We start from the raw sequence: 15,206 nt of genomic DNA on the forward strand, positions 1-15,206 counted from the left end.
TTCTGAATGTAAAGAGCGTTTGAAATGGGTCTGAAAATGTTTGAAACTAATTGAACGTGTGTATAATGGTAAAATTACAGTAAATATTCCGACAATTTCTATTGACAATTCAAACAGATTGGTTTATAATTACTATAACAACGAGTGAAAGCGCAAACTTTGCAATCAAAAGGTAGTTTTATGACACGATTTGAGATACGAGACGATTTCTATTTAGATGGGAAACCGTTCAAGATTTTGTCCGGCGCCATTCATTATTTTAGGATTCCTCCAGAGGATTGGTATCATTCGCTCTATAACTTGAAGGCTCTTGGTTTTAATACGGTAGAGACTTATGTGGCTTGGAATTTACACGAGCCTCGTGAGGGTGAGTTTCACTTTGAAGGAGCTTTGGATTTGGAGCGGTTTCTTCAGACAGCACAAGATTTGGGTCTCTACGCTATCGTTCGTCCGTCTCCCTTTATCTGTGCGGAGTGGGAATTCGGTGGTTTACCAGCCTGGCTCTTAACCAAGGATATGAGGATTCGTTCATCAGATCCAGCCTATATTGAGGCTGTCGGTCGCTATTATGACCAGCTCTTGCCACGACTGGTTCCACATCTGTTGGATAATGGTGGCAATATCCTTATGATGCAGGTTGAAAATGAGTATGGTTCTTATGGAGAAGATAAGGCTTATCTGAGAGCAATTCGACAGCTAATGGAAGATCGTGGCGTAACCTGTCCCCTCTTTACATCAGATGGTCCATGGCGAGCTACTCTGAAAGCTGGAACCTTAATCGAAGATGACCTCTTTGTAACAGGGAATTTTGGTTCTAAGGTACCTTACAACTTTTCACAGATGCAGGAATTCTTTGATGAGCATGGTAAGAAATGGCCCCTCATGTGTATGGAGTTCTGGGATGGATGGTTCAACCGTTGGAAGGAACCGATTATCACACGGGATCCCAAAGAATTGGCAGATGCAGTTCGAGAGGTTTTGGAACAAGGCTCTATCAATCTTTACATGTTCCACGGTGGTACAAACTTTGGTTTCATGAATGGTTGTTCGGCTCGAGGGACTTTGGACTTACCACAAGTTACATCTTACGATTACGATGCTCTTCTAGATGAAGAAGGAAATCCAACTGCCAAATATCTGGCAGTCAAGAAGATGATGGCGACCCATTTCCCAGAGTATCCGCAGTTGGAACCACTCTACAAAGAGAGTATGGAGTTGGATGCTATTCCACTAGTTGAAAAAGTTTCCTTGTTTGAAACCTTAGATAGCTTGTCAAGTCCGATAGAAAGTCTCTATCCTAAAAAGATGGAGGAGTTGGGACAAAGCTATGGCTACCTACTCTATCGAACAGAAACAAACTGGGATGCAGAAGAAGAAAGACTTCGTATCATTGATGGTCGAGATAGGGCTCAGCTTTATGTCGATGGTCAGTGGATTAAAACCCAATATCAGACAGAGATTGGGGAAGATATTTTTTATCAAGGCGAAAAGAAAGCGTTATCTAGGATTGACATATTGATAGAAAATATGGGGCGTGTCAACTATGGACATAAGTTCTTAGCAGATACGCAACGTAAGGGAATTCGGACAGGGGTTTGTAAGGATTTGCACTTCTTACTAAACTGGAAACACTATCCACTCCCACTAGATAATCCTGAGAAAATTGATTTTTCAAAAGGATGGACTCAAGGACAACCAGCCTTTTACGCTTATGACTTTACAGTTCAAGAGCCAAAAGATACTTACCTAGACTTATCTGAGTTTGGTAAGGGAGTTGCCTTTGTAAACGGGCAGAATCTAGGACGTTTTTGGAACGTCGGCCCGACCCTCTCACTTTATATCCCTCATAGCTATCTCAAGGAAGGTGCCAATCGTATCATCATCTTTGAAACAGAGGGCCAATATAAAGAAGAGATTCATTTAACTCGTAAACCTACACTAAAACACATAAAGGGGGAAAACTTATGACAATTGTAGGATGCCGTATCGATGGACGTTTGATCCACGGACAAGTAGCCAATCTTTGGGCTGGAAAACTAAATGTTTCACGCATTATGGTTGTAGACGACGAAGTTGTCAACAACGATATTGAAAAGAGTGGTTTGAAACTTGCGACACCACCAGGTGTGAAGCTCAGTATCTTGCCAGTTGAGAAAGCCGCAGCCAATATTCTTGCTGGTAAGTACGATAGCCAACGTCTCTTTATCGTGGCTCGTAAACCAGACCGCTTCCTTGGCTTGGTCGAAGCAGGTGTACCACTTGAAACCCTCAATGTTGGGAATATGTCTCAAACACCAGAAACTCGTTCTATTACACGTTCTATCAACGTAGTAGACAAGGATGTGGAAGACTTCCACAAACTGGCAGAAAAAGGTGTTAAACTTACTGCTCAGATGGTTCCAAATGATCCAATTTCAGACTTTTTGAGCTTATTAAAATAGGAAAAAATTTTTTAGGAGGTCATTGTTATGATACAATGGTGGCAAATTTTACTTCTCACTTTGTACTCAGCTTATCAAATCTGTGATGAGTTGACGATCGTTTCATCTGCAGGTTCCCCTGTATTTGCTGGTTTCATTACTGGTTTAATCATGGGAGATGTGACTACTGGTTTGCTTATCGGTGGTAACTTGCAACTGTTCGTTCTTGGGGTTGGTACCTTCGGTGGTGCTTCTCGTATTGACGCAACTTCTGGTGCGGTTCTTGCGACAGCATTCTCTGTTTCACAAGGAATTGATGCACCGCTTGCAATTACTACAATCGCTGTACCAGTAGCAGCTCTCTTGACTTACTTCGACGTTCTTGGACGTATGACTACTACCTTCTTCGCTCACCGTGTGGATGCTGCAATCGAACGCTTTGACTATAAAGGTATTGAACGCAACTACCTACTTGGTGCGATTCCTTGGGCTCTATCTCGTGCCCTTCCAGTCTTCTTTGCGCTTGCTTTTGGTGGTGCCTTTGTACAACATGTAGTAGACTTAGTGACAGAATACCAATGGATTGCAGATGGTTTGACACTCGCAGGACGTATGCTTCCAGGTCTTGGATTTGCAATCTTGCTTCGTTACCTTCCAGTTAAACGTAACCTTCACTACCTTGCTATGGGATTTGGTTTGACAGCTATGTTGACTGTTCTTTACTCATATGTAACAGGTCTTGGTGGCGCTGTTGCTGGTATCGTAGGTACTCTTCCTGCTGAAGTTGCTGAAAAGATTGGTTTCGTGAACAACTTCAAAGGTTTGTCTATGATTGGTATTTCTATCGTAGGTATTTTCCTTGCAGTGCTTCACTTCAAAAATAGCCAAAAAGTAGCTGTAGCAGCACCTTCTACACCATCAGAAAGTGGGGAAATCGAAGATGACGAATTCTAATTACAAACTTACAAAAGAAGATTTTAATCAAATCAACAAACGTAGCTTGTTTACTTTCCAATTGGGTTGGAACTACGAACGTATGCAAGCTTCTGGTTACCTGTACATGATCTTGCCTCAGTTGCGTAAAATGTATGGGGATGGAACTCCTGAATTGAAAGAAATGATGAAAGTTCATACTCAATTCTTCAATACTTCACCATTCTTCCATACCATTATCGCTGGTTTTGACCTTGCCATGGAAGAAAAAGATGGTGTGGGTTCAAAAGACGCCGTTAACGGTATCAAGACAGGTTTGATGGGACCATTCGCTCCTCTTGGAGATACAATCTTTGGTTCACTTGTACCTGCTATCATGGGTTCAGTCGCAGCAACTATGGCTATCGCTGGCCAACCTTGGGGTATCTTCCTTTGGATTGCAGTTGCAGTTGCTTATGACATCTTCCGTTGGAAACAGTTGGAATTTGCCTACAAAGAAGGGGTTAACCTTATCAACAACATGCAAAGTACCTTGACGGCTTTGATTGATGCTGCATCTGTACTTGGTGTCTTCATGATGGGTGCTCTTGTAGCAACAATGATCAACTTTGAAATTTCTTACAAGTTGCCAATCGGTGAAAAGATGATTGATTTCCAAGACATCTTGAACCAAATCTTCCCACGTTTGCTTCCAGCAATCTTTACTGCCTTTATCTTCTGGTTGCTTGGTAAGAAAGGTATGAACTCTACTAAAGCTATCGGTATTATTATCGTACTTGCTTTGGCTCTTTCTGCCCTTGGTCACTTTGCATTTGGAATGTAATTCCTTATGACCAAATCATTAATTTTGGTGAGCCATGGTCGCTTCTGTGAGGAGCTTAAAGGTAGCACAGAAATGATTATGGGCCCACAAGACAACATTTACACAGTAGCTCTTCTTCCAGAAGATGGACCAGAAGAATTTACTGCAAAATTTGAAGCTGCTATTGAAGGATTGGATGATTTCCTAGTCTTTGCGGATCTTCTCGGTGGAACACCATGTAACGTGGTCAGTCGTTTGATCATGGAAGGTCGTGACATCGAACTTTATGCAGGGATGAATCTTCCAATGGTGATTGAATTTATCAATGCGAGCCTTACAGGCGCAGATGCGGACTATAAGAGCCGTGCTGCAGAAAGCATTGTGAAAGTCAATGACCTGTTAGCTGGCTTCGATGATGACGAAGATGAATAAGATGTGACAACGTGAAAATCATAGGGAAAATAGGCGATAGGAGGATGGAGCGATGCTCCGACGATAATCGGTCTTTTTCCCAAAGATTTTAGTTGGAACTCGATTCAATTCATGTGACAACGTGAAAATCGTCAGAGCATTTTATATAGAATATACATGGGAATGGGGCTTACTCCCATTCCCATCTTTAATAGAAAAAGAGGAACTCAATGTTACATTATACAAAAGAAGACTTGATTGAATTGGGTGCAGAAATCACTATACGTGAAATCTACCAACAACCTGATGTATGGAAAGAAGCTTTTGAATCTTATCAAGCAAAACGTGAAGAAATTGTAGCCTTCCTACAAGGGATTGCTGATAAACATGACTATATCAAGGTTATCTTGACAGGTGCTGGGACTTCTGCTTATGTGGGAGATACCTTGCTACCTTACTTTAAGGAAGTCTATGACGAACGCAAATGGAATTTCAATGCCATTGCGACAACAGATATTGTTGCCAATCCAGAAACTTATTTGAAAAAAGATGTGGCAACCGTCCTTGTATCTTTTGCTCGTAGTGGGAACTCGCCTGAAAGTGTGGCGACTGTTGATTTGGCCAAGGCCTTGGTGGATGAGCTTTATCAAGTGACGATTACTTGTGCAGCAGATGGTAAATTGGCTCTTCAAGCTCATGGCGATGACCGCAATCTCTTACTTTTGCAACCAGCTGCTTCTAATGATGCTGGATTTGCCATGACTTCTAGCTTTACGTCTATGATGTTGACAGCTCTCTTGGTCTTTGATCCTACAGAATTTGCTGTGAAAGCTGAACGTTTTGAAGTTGTATCTAGTCTTGCCCGTAAAATCCTAGACAATGCAGAAGATGTCAAAGAACTTGTTGACCTAGACTTTAACCGTGTCATCTATCTAGGTGCTGGTCCTTTCTTTGGACTTGCTCATGAAGCTCAGCTCAAGATTTTGGAATTGACAGCTGGCCAAGTGGCGACTATGTATGAAAGCCCAGTCGGCTTCCGTCACGGTCCAAAATCTCTTATCAACGAAGATACAGTTGTTTTGGTCTTTGGTACAACGACAGACTACACTCGTCAGTACGACTTGGACTTGGTTCGTGAAGTTGCAGGTGACCAGATTGCTCGTCGTGTTGTGCTTTTGAGTGATCAAGCCTTTGGTCTTGAAAATGTCAAAGAAGTGGCCCTTGGTTGTGGCGGTGTCTTGAATGATATTTACCGTGTCTTCCCTTACATCGTTTATGCTCAACTCTTTGCCCTATTGACTTCACTTAAAGTAGAAAATAAACCTGATACACCGTCTCCTACAGGTACCGTAAATCGTGTGGTACAAGGTGTTATCATCCACGAATATCAAAAGTAAGACAGTGTTTATGAATTCTTGACAAGAGGATTTGTATATCATCAGATAAACCATAGATTGTCAATTCGCTTTCTATGGTTTGTTTGCTTGAGAGAAATAGTCAAAGGAGAAGAGAATGAAAGCATATACAGAGCGTGTATTTGGAAATCTTGAGGGCAAGGATGTCTTGGCCTATCGCTTTGAGACGGACGGTGGCTACCAACTTGAGGTCATGACTTATGGTGCGACCATTTTGCGTTATGTCACACCTGACAAAGATGGAAATTTTGCCAATGTTATCTTGGGATTTGATGACTTTGATAGTTATGTAGGCAATAGTCCCAAGCATGGGGCTAGCGTAGGGCCTGTGGCCGGCCGTATTGCAGGTGCGACCTTTGAGCTGAATAACAAGACCTATGACCTTGAGGTTAATAATGCTAGCAACTGTAACCATAGTGGTTCAACTGGTTGGGATTCGAGCTTGTTTGAAGTTGAAGAAGTAAGCGAACATGGCTTGACCCTCTACACAGAGCGTACAGATGGGACAGGGGGATTTCCTGGAAATCTCAAGATTTGGATTAGTTATCACTTGGAAGAAACTGGTGCCTACGAAATCAGCTACAAGGTAACGACCGATCAGGATACGCTGGTCAATCCGACCAACCACAGCTACTTCAACTTGTCTGGTGATTTCACGCAGACGATTGACCGCCATGTCTTCCAACTAAACACAGAGGGCATTTACCCAATTGCTCCCGACGGTGTTCCTGCAAAAACTCCAGATGCTACTCGTGATGTGGTCAAACACATCTACAATGGTGCCTTGTTGAAAGACATCTTTGCAGAAGAAGATGAGCAAATCCAACTGGTATCTGGTTTGGATCATCCATTTGCCCTTCCTGCAGGCCATGACAATGCTGGTTTTCTTTATGACCAAAACTCAGGTCGCTTCCTGCTCTTCAAGACAGAGGCTCCTTGCTTTGTAGTCTACACAGCAAACTTTGTGGATGAGAGTGTCATCATAGGAGGTCAGCCAATGGTACAGCACAATGGAATTGCCCTTGAAGCGCAAGCTTTACCAGATGCCATTCATAGTGACCTCAAAGACCAAGTCGTTCTCAAAGCCGGTCAAACCTTTACAAGTAAGACACGTTATGAACTTGTTGTGAAATAAAGAATCATTGCGCCTACTTTTGGAATTTAGGAATAGGTAAGCAAAGACAAAGAATAGGAAAATATGATATAATTAAACGTTGAAAGGTATCTGTTAAGATAATATTCAAACTACAATAAGGAGTAAGAAAGAAATGAAGAAAATTGTATTTGCTAGCGCCTTGGCCTTGACCTTGGCAGGAGCAGTTTTGACAAATGATGTTTTTGCGAACGACAGACTGGTTGCAACACAATCTGCTGATGGCAATGTATTGACCTCAGAGGTGCTAAAACCTTCTAGTGGCAATGTTTTGGTTGGAATCAAGGGAGAATTTTTGCCTCCTCATCAACAATCTATTTTAGATGCTATCAATAAAATTCGTAAAGAAGCAGCGGATGAAGGTTTGGTAGATAAGTATGTTCCTGTCAAATGGTCAGTTGACCATGAGAAAACGGCTTTTGTACGCGCTGCTGAGGTATCTGTTGCGCTGAAGGCTGAACGTCTTTCAAGTAAAAACAACTGGACTGCCTTTCCATCTGGTAATAGCCTAAGTGGAGAAGCTTTAGATTTGAATCCTGAGGGATTTCTAAAAGCCATTGAAAATTGGCATGCTGAAAAGGCGAACTATGTGGCGAAAAAGAAAGATAAAACATCAAAAGAATTTTCATCTTATTATGAGAACTTGATTAACCCTAAATTTACCCATGTGGGTCTTGCTGCTTTTAAAAATGCAGCTAATCCTCAGAAAGCAGCAACCGTTGCTTTGGCTCTAGGAACTACGACTTCTTCAGAGGAATTGGCTGGTGGATATGGTTCTGCTGTTCAGTACACAGAAGTGACTGCTTCAAACCTTTCAACAGTTAAAAGTAAAGCTATAGTTGTAGAAACACCGCTGAAAGATTTCAGAAAATCCACGTCTGATCAGTCTGGCTGGGTGCAGTCTAATGGCAAGTGGTATTTTTATGAGTCTGGTGATGTGAAGACAGGCTGGTTGAAAACAGGTGGTCAATGGTACTACTTGAATGACCTAGGTGTCATGCAGACTGGATTTGTAGAAGTTGACGGATCGGTGTATTATCTAAGTAACTCAGGCGCTATGTTTACAGGCTGGGGAACAGATGGTAGCAGATGGTTCTACTTTGATGGCTCAGGAGCTATGAAAACAGGCTGGTACAAGGAAAATGGTACCTGGTATTACCTTGATGAAGAAGGGATCATGAAGACGGGTTGGTTTAAAGTAGGTCAACACTGGTACTATGCCTACGGTTCTGGAGCTTTGGCAGTGAGCACAACAACACCAGATGGTTACCGTGTAAATGCTAATGGTGAATGGGTAAGCTAGGATGAACATGCTGACTGAGAGGTAAGTTATCCGTCTCACTAGCAACAAGAATGAACGATAAGAAAGAGGTTGATGGCGAACATTGACCTCTTTTTTTGATTGTCTAAAGTCTCAGTTGCTACTCGCTGAAAACAAGGGCGAGTCATCATCTATCGCAAATATGCTACAGTTATCACTAGACTATTCCTAATTCAAAAATCAACCTTTTGATATATGGAAATGTGAGTTTTATCTGCAATCGAAAAGCAAATACACACCTTGTTTTGAAGTCAAGTGAGTATAAAAGAGAAACTCTAAGGGAGAGAATGTAAAGAAATACAAAAGTTTTCAAAACGATTTTCATAAAAACTTTGACAAAACAAATAAAATCCTGAACAAAAATGTAACACAAATGTAATATAAAACACTTGACAAGTATTTACGGGGGGGGTATACTTAACATAGTATAGTCTGAAAATGATTATCAGAAAAGAGGTAAATTTAGATGAATAAGAAAAAAATGATTTTAACAAGTCTAGCCAGTGTCGCTATCTTAGGGGCTGGTTTTGTTGCGTCTCCGCCAGTAACTGTGAAAGCGGAGGTGGCATCTACAGCATCTGCTTCATCTACCGTAGAACAGGCAAAGAGCAAGGTTGCTGAGGCAGAAAAAAAGGTGGCCGAAGCTCAGAAAAATTACGATGAAGCTCAGAAAAAAGCCGAAGAAAAGGCAAGTGCTGTTAAAATATTAGATGAAGAACTGCAAAAAGCTAATGAAGCGGTGCAAAGAGCTTATGTAGGCGAAAGAAAAGCACAAGAAGAAAAAAATAAACATCCAAATAGTCCTGAATATATTAAAAAATTAGATGAAGCAACGAAAAAGGTGAAGGAAGAAGTAGAAAAACAGACAGCTAAGCAAACAGAATATACACAAAAAATGTATGAGTCTATTCCTGATGTCGACTCTCTGTTGGCAAAATTAAACACCGAAAAAGCCACCCTCGAAACTGCTAAGCGACAACTTGAGGTGACTGAAAAGGCTGAGAAAGAAGCCGAAGCAGCTGCTCAAAAAGAATTCTTATCTAATTTTGATAAAGCTGCAGAAGCTACAGTTAAAGAATTAAAAGAATATTTAGACAATGCAAAAGAAGATCCAGAATTACAAAACCAAATTCAAGGGTTTATTGATGAATTTAAAAAACGAACTAAAGCTCAGAAAGCTGACTATGAAGAACGCTTTAAAAAAGGTCTAACTGCAGAAGACGCTGAAAAAGAAGTAGAAGAAAAAGCTAAAGAAGAGGAAGTAGCAGAGGAACAAGAAGCTAAGGAAGAAGAAGCTGCTCAACAAGAATTTTTAGCTAATTTTGACAAGGCATTAAAGGATACGGTTGCAAAATTAGAAGAAGATGCAAAAAATAATCCTGAAATAGAAGAACAAATTCAAGATACGATTGCAAAATTAAAAGCAGAAGCAGATAAAACAAAAGCTAAAATCGTAGAAGGTTTCAAACAAGGCTTAACTGCAGAAGACGCTGAAAAAGCAATCGATGATGCAAATAAAAAGTCAGCAGAAGAAGAGAAAGCAGCTCAGGAAGAATTTTTAGCAAACTATGATGCAGCATTGAAAGCAGCAATCGCAGAATTAGAAAAAGCTGAAACTAATAGTCCAGAAGAAGCAAAAGCAAAAGCTGATACAATTGCAGCATTAAAAGCAGTATCAGATGAAACAAGAAAACAAATTGTAGAAGGCTTCAAAAAAGGCTTAACTGCAAAACAAGCTGAAAAATTTATCGATGAATTAAATAAGAAAGCTGCAGAAGAAGATAAAGCTAAAGAAAAACCAGCGGAAAAACCGGCGGAAAAACCAGCTGAAACTCCAGTACAACCTTCTGTTCCTGCAAGACCATCTAATCCGACATATGTCCCTTCATACTCATCATATGTTCCATCATACAGCTCATATTCTGTAGTAGAACCAGCTAAACCAGCCGCTCCAAAAACAGGTTGGAAACAAGAAAATGGTATGTGGTACTTCTACAATACTGATGGTTCAATGGCGACAGGATGGCTACAAGACAACGGTTCATGGTACTACCTAAACGCTAATGGTGCTATGGTAACAGGTTGGCTCCAAAACAATGGCTCATGGTACTACCTCAACGCTAATGGTGCTATGGCGACAGGATGGCTCCAATACAATGGTTCATGGTACTACCTCAACGCTAACGGCGCTATGGCAACAGGTTGGGCTAAAGTCAACGGTTCATGGTACTACCTAAATGCTAACGGTTCAATGGCAACAGGTTGGGTGAAAGATGGAGATACCTGGTACTATCTTGAAGCATCAGGTGCTATGAAAGCAAGCCAATGGTTCAAAGTATCAGACAAATGGTACTATGTCAATGGCTCAGGTGCCCTTGCAGTCAACACAACTGTAGAGGGCTATAGAGTCAATGCTAATGGTGAATGGGTAAACTAAACCTAATATAACTAGTTAATATTGACTTCCTGTAAGAACTCTTTAAAGTATTCCCTACAAATACCATATCCTTCCAGTAGACAATATACTCTTGTAGGAAGTTTAGATTAAAAAATAACTCTGTAATCTCTAGCCGGATTTATGGCGCTAGAGACTACGGAGTTTTTTGATTGGTAAAGAATGGTGGTACTCAAGAGATTCTTAGTTTGCTATTTGATTTGAAAATTACAAATTCTTTCTCTTCTTGGCATTCTTGGTCAGGGAAACCTGGTAAGTATCTTGTTCTTTAGTGAGGTAATGGATGACTTGAAAATCATCGGTTTGAGCCTTGAAATCCACTTCGTAGACAGTGGTGACTTGTTCTCCATCATTGCTGGTATCAATGGAGATGAGGTCTAACTCGGTACAGAATTGTGCCAGTCCAGATTGGATAGTTTGAAGTTGATTTTCTTGGTTGGCGATTGTGATAGTTAATAGTCTGCGACGTTGGTGGTTGCTCTTGCTTTGTTGTTTCTCTAAAAGAAGCCATACCGCTAAGATAAAGACAGTGAAGAGAATCGCTAGAGCTAGATAGCCTGTCCCTGCTGCCAGCCCGATAATCATGGCAAGAAAGATAGCAATTAGTTCCCGTGAGCCACTGGTGGCTGAACGGAAACGAATGAGGCTAAAGGTTCCTGCAACAGCGATAGAGGTTCCTAAGCTGCCATTTACCAGAAAGATGACCAAAGTTATCAAGCAGGGGAGTAGGGTCAAACTAACAGCAAATTCCCGTGTATAGAGAGTACGGTGTTTGTAAGCCCAGGTCAGCGCCAAACCTAAGATCAGGCTGACTAAGAGAGCCAGAAAGAGCTGGATAGGATTGGCAGTAGCAGTTGTGTCGTTGAAAATGGAGTTGAAAAGATTAGACATAAGTAGTACCTACACTTTCTGTGCTTGATCGTGGGCTATAGTCTAGCCCTTGAGACTTGTGGTAGGCGCAGCTGTATTTTGAAAATTTCTGCTCTACCAGTCCATATTGGTCGAGAATATCTTGTAGCCATTGGGGTTTTCTACCTGGAGCTTTAATTTCCATGATGACAATGTCCTCGTTTAGTAGAGGGAAACCGTCCTTTCCTGAGAATAAACTGACATTCTCATCACGATAGGTTAGATTTTGGTCAATGGTGATACGAATTTTATTGTAGGGAAATCCGCTAATTTCTTTCTTTTCCTTGAGAGAAAAACGGTCGTAGTAGATATACATACGAGGGATGATGGCTTTCTGATATTCCTCTTGGAGTTGTTGAATTTTTTCAATCATCATTCGATCCTTGATACTGCTATCCAGCTGTCCCTTGGTCATAAACTGGGTGATAGACTGGGGAGTCGATAAGAGACGATATTTACGCCCGACACCAGTCCTGTCCTTGGATTTGATTTCTAAAAATACCTGACTATCGGGCTGGACTTGACTGAGATAGGTTCGCATCCGAATCTTTTCTTTGCGCTTAGTACCTTGGCTATCATCTTGAATCATATCAAATTGTTCTGTATCAAAGTAGATATTAGAAATGGTCGAAGTTGGATAGTCGTCTTCTACGAGGTATGTTTTTAAGTCTTCTATTAAATCAGCCAAGTCAGTCTTGGCAACGACATATTTGGTTTCAATTCGTTTAAAGCTTGTTTCAATTGGTTTCATAAATCCTGTCTCCTTTATCAAACTGTTTCAGCACTCTATCTTATTAGAAGATATATGTGTCTGGGCAAGTTGAACTTGCTTGTAATTAGTCTATGGAATTTTCCTAAAACTTTTGTTAAAGATAACTTAACTGAAACTGAACTTAAGAAAACTTTCAGAAAAAGTTTAGATTTTTTTCAGACTTACCCTGTAAACTAAGGTCAAGCTAAATGAAGGCGAGGAAAAAAGTATGAAATCAAAAAAATGGACTCTAATCTTAACCAGTTTAACAGCTTTGACTTTGATGACAGCTTGTGGGCAGTCAACGACCAAGTCAAGTACAACTGCAGCGGCAGATACTACTGCAATCACAACTTCAACTAAAAACAGTCAATCTTCTTACTTTACAGAAAAGGACTACGACACTTCATATGATGAAAATACAGCCTCTAAGATTGAATTGTCGGGCTCATCTGCAAGTGTCTCTGGAGACGGTGTGACAGTTTCTGGCTCAACGGTGACCATCTCAAAAGCAGGTACCTATGTCATTTCTGGTCAGTCTGACGGAGTGCAAATTAAAATTGCAGCTGATAAGTCTGATGATGTGAAACTTGTTCTCAAAGGTGTGACCATGACCAATACAGATGCGGCTATTTCGGCTACAAGCGCAGGTCATGTCTACCTCACTTTAGCAGACGGGACGACAAACAGTCTCTCTGACTCAAGCTCTAACAGTGATGAAAAGGCAAATGCCGCTCTCTTTTCTAAGATTGATTTGACCATCAATGGTTCAGGAACTCTCAATGTAGATGGCAAGAAAAGCAATGCTATCAAGGCTAACGACACCCTCCACATCACAGGTGGAACCTTTAACATCACATCAGTTGGCGATGCCTTTAATGTCAATGATGAACTTAATGTCACTGGTGCGACCATGACGATCGATGCTAAGGAAGATGGTGTCAAAGTTGACAATGATGACGATATGACTGTCGGAAATATGTATTTGGCGAACAATACCATAACAGTCACAGCAGGCGATGACGGCATTCACGCTTCTGGCAACCTAGTGATTGATAGTGGTACTTACACAGTCAAGAATGTGACTGAAGGAATTGAAGGGAAAGCCATTACGATCAATGGTGGAGATATCAATGTCTACTCGACAGATGATGGGGTCAATGCAGCCAATAAAAATGCCCAGCAAAGTGACATTTACTTTACTATGACAGGTGGAAATCTAACTGTAGAAGTCGGTCAAGGGGACACAGATCCGATTGACTCAAACGGGAATATCACGGTCACAGGCGGAACCATTAAATTGATAGGACAATCAGGCTTTGACTTTGATGGAACAGCAACCTATACAGGTGGGGATATTTACATCAACGGCGAAAAACAAACTGATATTGTTAATTCTATGCCTGGAGGCGGAGGTCCGAATAGAGGTCCTGGCGGACGAGGATAAACAAGAACGAGGCTGGACAAGAAGTCTTTGAAATCAGAAAACGCATAGTATCAGGTCGGTACAGAGAAACCTTGGTACTATGCGTTTTATTGTGGGGAGATTTACTTCATTTTCTCCTGAAGTCGACTTTTTACCCAACATCGTTTTGTCCTGCTATTTGAGTTGTTCTACTTGACTCTAAGTAAAAAAGGAGTATAATGTTGCAATAAATAAAGTTACAATAAAAAGAGCAAAGGAGAAATAGATGACCTACGCATACAATAGTAAGATTTATTTGGCAGAGGCAGTTTTAAATGTAAAGGATGTGGCGAGTCAGACTGCCTTCTATCATCAGATTCTAGGCTTGGAAATCCTTTCTCAGACAGAATCTGAAAGTATTTTAGGAGCTGGTGGAAAGGCTTTGGTTCATTTACTGAAAACAGACAGGCTAGAGGAGGTGCAAGATCACTATGGTCTCTATCACATAGCTATCCTTTTACCAAGTCGTGAGGATTTGGCAAATCTGTTTAAGCATATAGCAGAGCTGCAAATTCAGCTAGTCGGCGGGGCGGATCATGGCTACAGTGAAGCAATCTACCTGGAAGATTTAGAAGGGAATGGGATTGAAATTTATCGTGATAAGCCTGTAGAGGACTGGGATATTCGTGAGGATGGGCGCATTGTCGGAGTGACTGAAGCCTTATCTGCTCAAGAAATATATGAGATGGGACGTAAAGTAGAACCTTTTGAGATAGCCTCTGCTACGCGCATGGGGCATATCCATCTTTCTGTCAGGGATAGTCGAAAATCCAGCCAGTTTTATCAAAAGGTTTTAGGACTAGAGGATAAATTTAGTCTACTTAGTGCTAGTTGGATTGCGTCTGGGGATTATCATCATCATTTAGCAGTCAACGAGTGGGGAGGAAAAAGGCTAGCCAGAAGTGAACAAGGATTACCTGGCTTGGCCTACTATGTCATTGAAGTCGCAAGCAAAGAAGAACTTCTAGCAATTGCGCACCGAGGACAAGAAGTTGAAGCGCCTATCAAGTGGCTGACATCAACTCAGTTAGAAGTGACCGACCCAGATGGAATTGTGACGCGTATCCGCTTAGCAAGCTAGACAGTATGTGATGGAAATTAGAGTATAAATTGTAGAAAGTGCTCCTTATCCTAGTCAGATATGTAGAAAATTTGATATGATAGTAGGAAA

At 41.1% G+C, this 15,206-nt stretch carries 12 protein-coding genes and 1 pseudogene; 11 read left to right on the forward strand and 2 right to left on the reverse strand.

Translation table 11 applies throughout. The annotated features are described in order from the left end of the window. Positions 1–180: 180 nt before the first annotated feature. The 9 genes and pseudogenes from OC529_RS09745 to OC529_RS11845 all read left to right on the forward strand — a co-directional run. Entirely contained in the window at positions 181–1,968 is a 1,788-nt protein-coding gene (locus OC529_RS09745; protein WP_262082031.1) for a glycoside hydrolase family 35 protein, read from the forward strand. Further along, positions 1,965–2,441, forward strand: coding sequence for a PTS sugar transporter subunit IIB (locus OC529_RS09750; protein ID WP_000156967.1), 477 nt, complete (start codon positions 1,965–1,967; stop codon positions 2,439–2,441). Before OC529_RS09745 ends, OC529_RS09750 begins: the two co-directional genes overlap by 4 nt. A gap of 27 nt (positions 2,442–2,468) precedes the next feature. Next, positions 2,469–3,374 carry a PTS mannose/fructose/sorbose/N-acetylgalactosamine transporter subunit IIC gene (locus OC529_RS09755; protein WP_050235418.1) on the forward strand — a complete coding sequence of 302 codons (906 nt, stop codon included), beginning with the start codon at positions 2,469–2,471 and terminating at the stop codon, positions 3,372–3,374. After that, on the forward strand, positions 3,361–4,176 hold the full coding sequence (locus tag OC529_RS09760) for a PTS system mannose/fructose/sorbose family transporter subunit IID (protein WP_000185296.1): 816 nt from the start codon (positions 3,361–3,363) through the stop codon (positions 4,174–4,176). The genes OC529_RS09755 and OC529_RS09760 overlap by 14 nt, the downstream gene beginning before the upstream one ends. A 6-nt stretch (positions 4,177–4,182) precedes the next feature. Further along, positions 4,183–4,587: a PTS sugar transporter subunit IIA gene (locus tag OC529_RS09765; protein WP_080710144.1), complete on the forward strand. Its 405-nt coding sequence runs from the start codon at positions 4,183–4,185 to the stop codon at positions 4,585–4,587. Positions 4,588–4,796: 209 nt separating this feature from the next. Further along, positions 4,797–5,963, forward strand: a complete 1,167-nt coding sequence (locus OC529_RS09770; protein WP_262082032.1) for an SIS domain-containing protein — start codon at positions 4,797–4,799, stop codon at positions 5,961–5,963. 115 nt (positions 5,964–6,078) lie between these two features. Beyond that, positions 6,079–7,116: an aldose epimerase family protein gene (locus OC529_RS09775; RefSeq protein WP_262082033.1), complete on the forward strand. Its 1,038-nt coding sequence runs from the start codon at positions 6,079–6,081 to the stop codon at positions 7,114–7,116. 133 nt (positions 7,117–7,249) lie between these two features. Next, positions 7,250–8,437 carry a CAP domain-containing protein gene (locus tag OC529_RS09780; RefSeq protein ID WP_262082034.1) on the forward strand — a complete coding sequence of 396 codons (1,188 nt, stop codon included), beginning with the start codon at positions 7,250–7,252 and terminating at the stop codon, positions 8,435–8,437. Between the two features lie 1,951 nt (positions 8,438–10,388). Continuing rightward, a pseudogene (locus tag OC529_RS11845) lies at positions 10,389–10,892 on the forward strand (choline-binding protein A); the annotation flags it as partial. Positions 10,893–11,117: 225 nt separating this feature from the next. Here the strand turns inward: OC529_RS11845 and OC529_RS09790 are convergent. After that, entirely contained in the window at positions 11,118–11,801 is a 684-nt protein-coding gene (locus tag OC529_RS09790) for a DUF4956 domain-containing protein (RefSeq protein ID WP_262082036.1), read from the reverse strand. Then, entirely contained in the window at positions 11,794–12,570 is a 777-nt protein-coding gene (locus OC529_RS09795; protein ID WP_262082037.1) for a polyphosphate polymerase domain-containing protein, read from the reverse strand. The genes OC529_RS09790 and OC529_RS09795 overlap by 8 nt, the downstream gene beginning before the upstream one ends. A gap of 229 nt (positions 12,571–12,799) precedes the next feature. On the opposite strand from OC529_RS09795, the gene OC529_RS09800 reads away from it, so the two are divergent. Continuing rightward, positions 12,800–14,017, forward strand: coding sequence for a carbohydrate-binding domain-containing protein (locus OC529_RS09800; RefSeq protein WP_262082038.1), 1,218 nt, complete (start codon positions 12,800–12,802; stop codon positions 14,015–14,017). A gap of 244 nt (positions 14,018–14,261) precedes the next feature. Next, the gene (locus tag OC529_RS09805; protein ID WP_262082039.1) at positions 14,262–15,116 is read left to right on the forward strand and encodes a VOC family protein; all 855 of its coding nucleotides are present in this window, start codon (positions 14,262–14,264) and stop codon (positions 15,114–15,116) included. The last annotated feature ends 90 nt before the right edge of the window (positions 15,117–15,206 follow it).

Source organism: Streptococcus sp. Marseille-Q5855, assembly GCF_946901985.1.
Lineage (GTDB): Bacteria > Bacillota > Bacilli > Lactobacillales > Streptococcaceae > Streptococcus.

Bases quoted from the DNA above. Each gene is read 5' to 3' on its own strand.
- OC529_RS09745 (WP_262082031.1), top strand. From the start codon at position 181: ATGACACGATTTGAGATACGAGACGATTTCTATTTAGATGGGAAACCG.
- OC529_RS09750 (WP_000156967.1), top strand. From the start codon at position 1,965: ATGACAATTGTAGGATGCCGTATCGATGGACGTTTGATCCACGGACAA.
- OC529_RS09755 (WP_050235418.1), top strand. From the start codon at position 2,469: ATGATACAATGGTGGCAAATTTTACTTCTCACTTTGTACTCAGCTTAT.
- OC529_RS09760 (WP_000185296.1), top strand. From the start codon at position 3,361: ATGACGAATTCTAATTACAAACTTACAAAAGAAGATTTTAATCAAATC.
- OC529_RS09765 (WP_080710144.1), top strand. From the start codon at position 4,183: ATGACCAAATCATTAATTTTGGTGAGCCATGGTCGCTTCTGTGAGGAG.
- OC529_RS09770 (WP_262082032.1), top strand. From the start codon at position 4,797: ATGTTACATTATACAAAAGAAGACTTGATTGAATTGGGTGCAGAAATC.
- OC529_RS09775 (WP_262082033.1), top strand. From the start codon at position 6,079: ATGAAAGCATATACAGAGCGTGTATTTGGAAATCTTGAGGGCAAGGAT.
- OC529_RS09780 (WP_262082034.1), top strand. From the start codon at position 7,250: ATGAAGAAAATTGTATTTGCTAGCGCCTTGGCCTTGACCTTGGCAGGA.
- OC529_RS09790 (WP_262082036.1), bottom strand. From the start codon at position 11,801: ATGTCTAATCTTTTCAACTCCATTTTCAACGACACAACTGCTACTGCC.
- OC529_RS09795 (WP_262082037.1), bottom strand. From the start codon at position 12,570: ATGAAACCAATTGAAACAAGCTTTAAACGAATTGAAACCAAATATGTC.
- OC529_RS09800 (WP_262082038.1), top strand. From the start codon at position 12,800: ATGAAATCAAAAAAATGGACTCTAATCTTAACCAGTTTAACAGCTTTG.
- OC529_RS09805 (WP_262082039.1), top strand. From the start codon at position 14,262: ATGACCTACGCATACAATAGTAAGATTTATTTGGCAGAGGCAGTTTTA.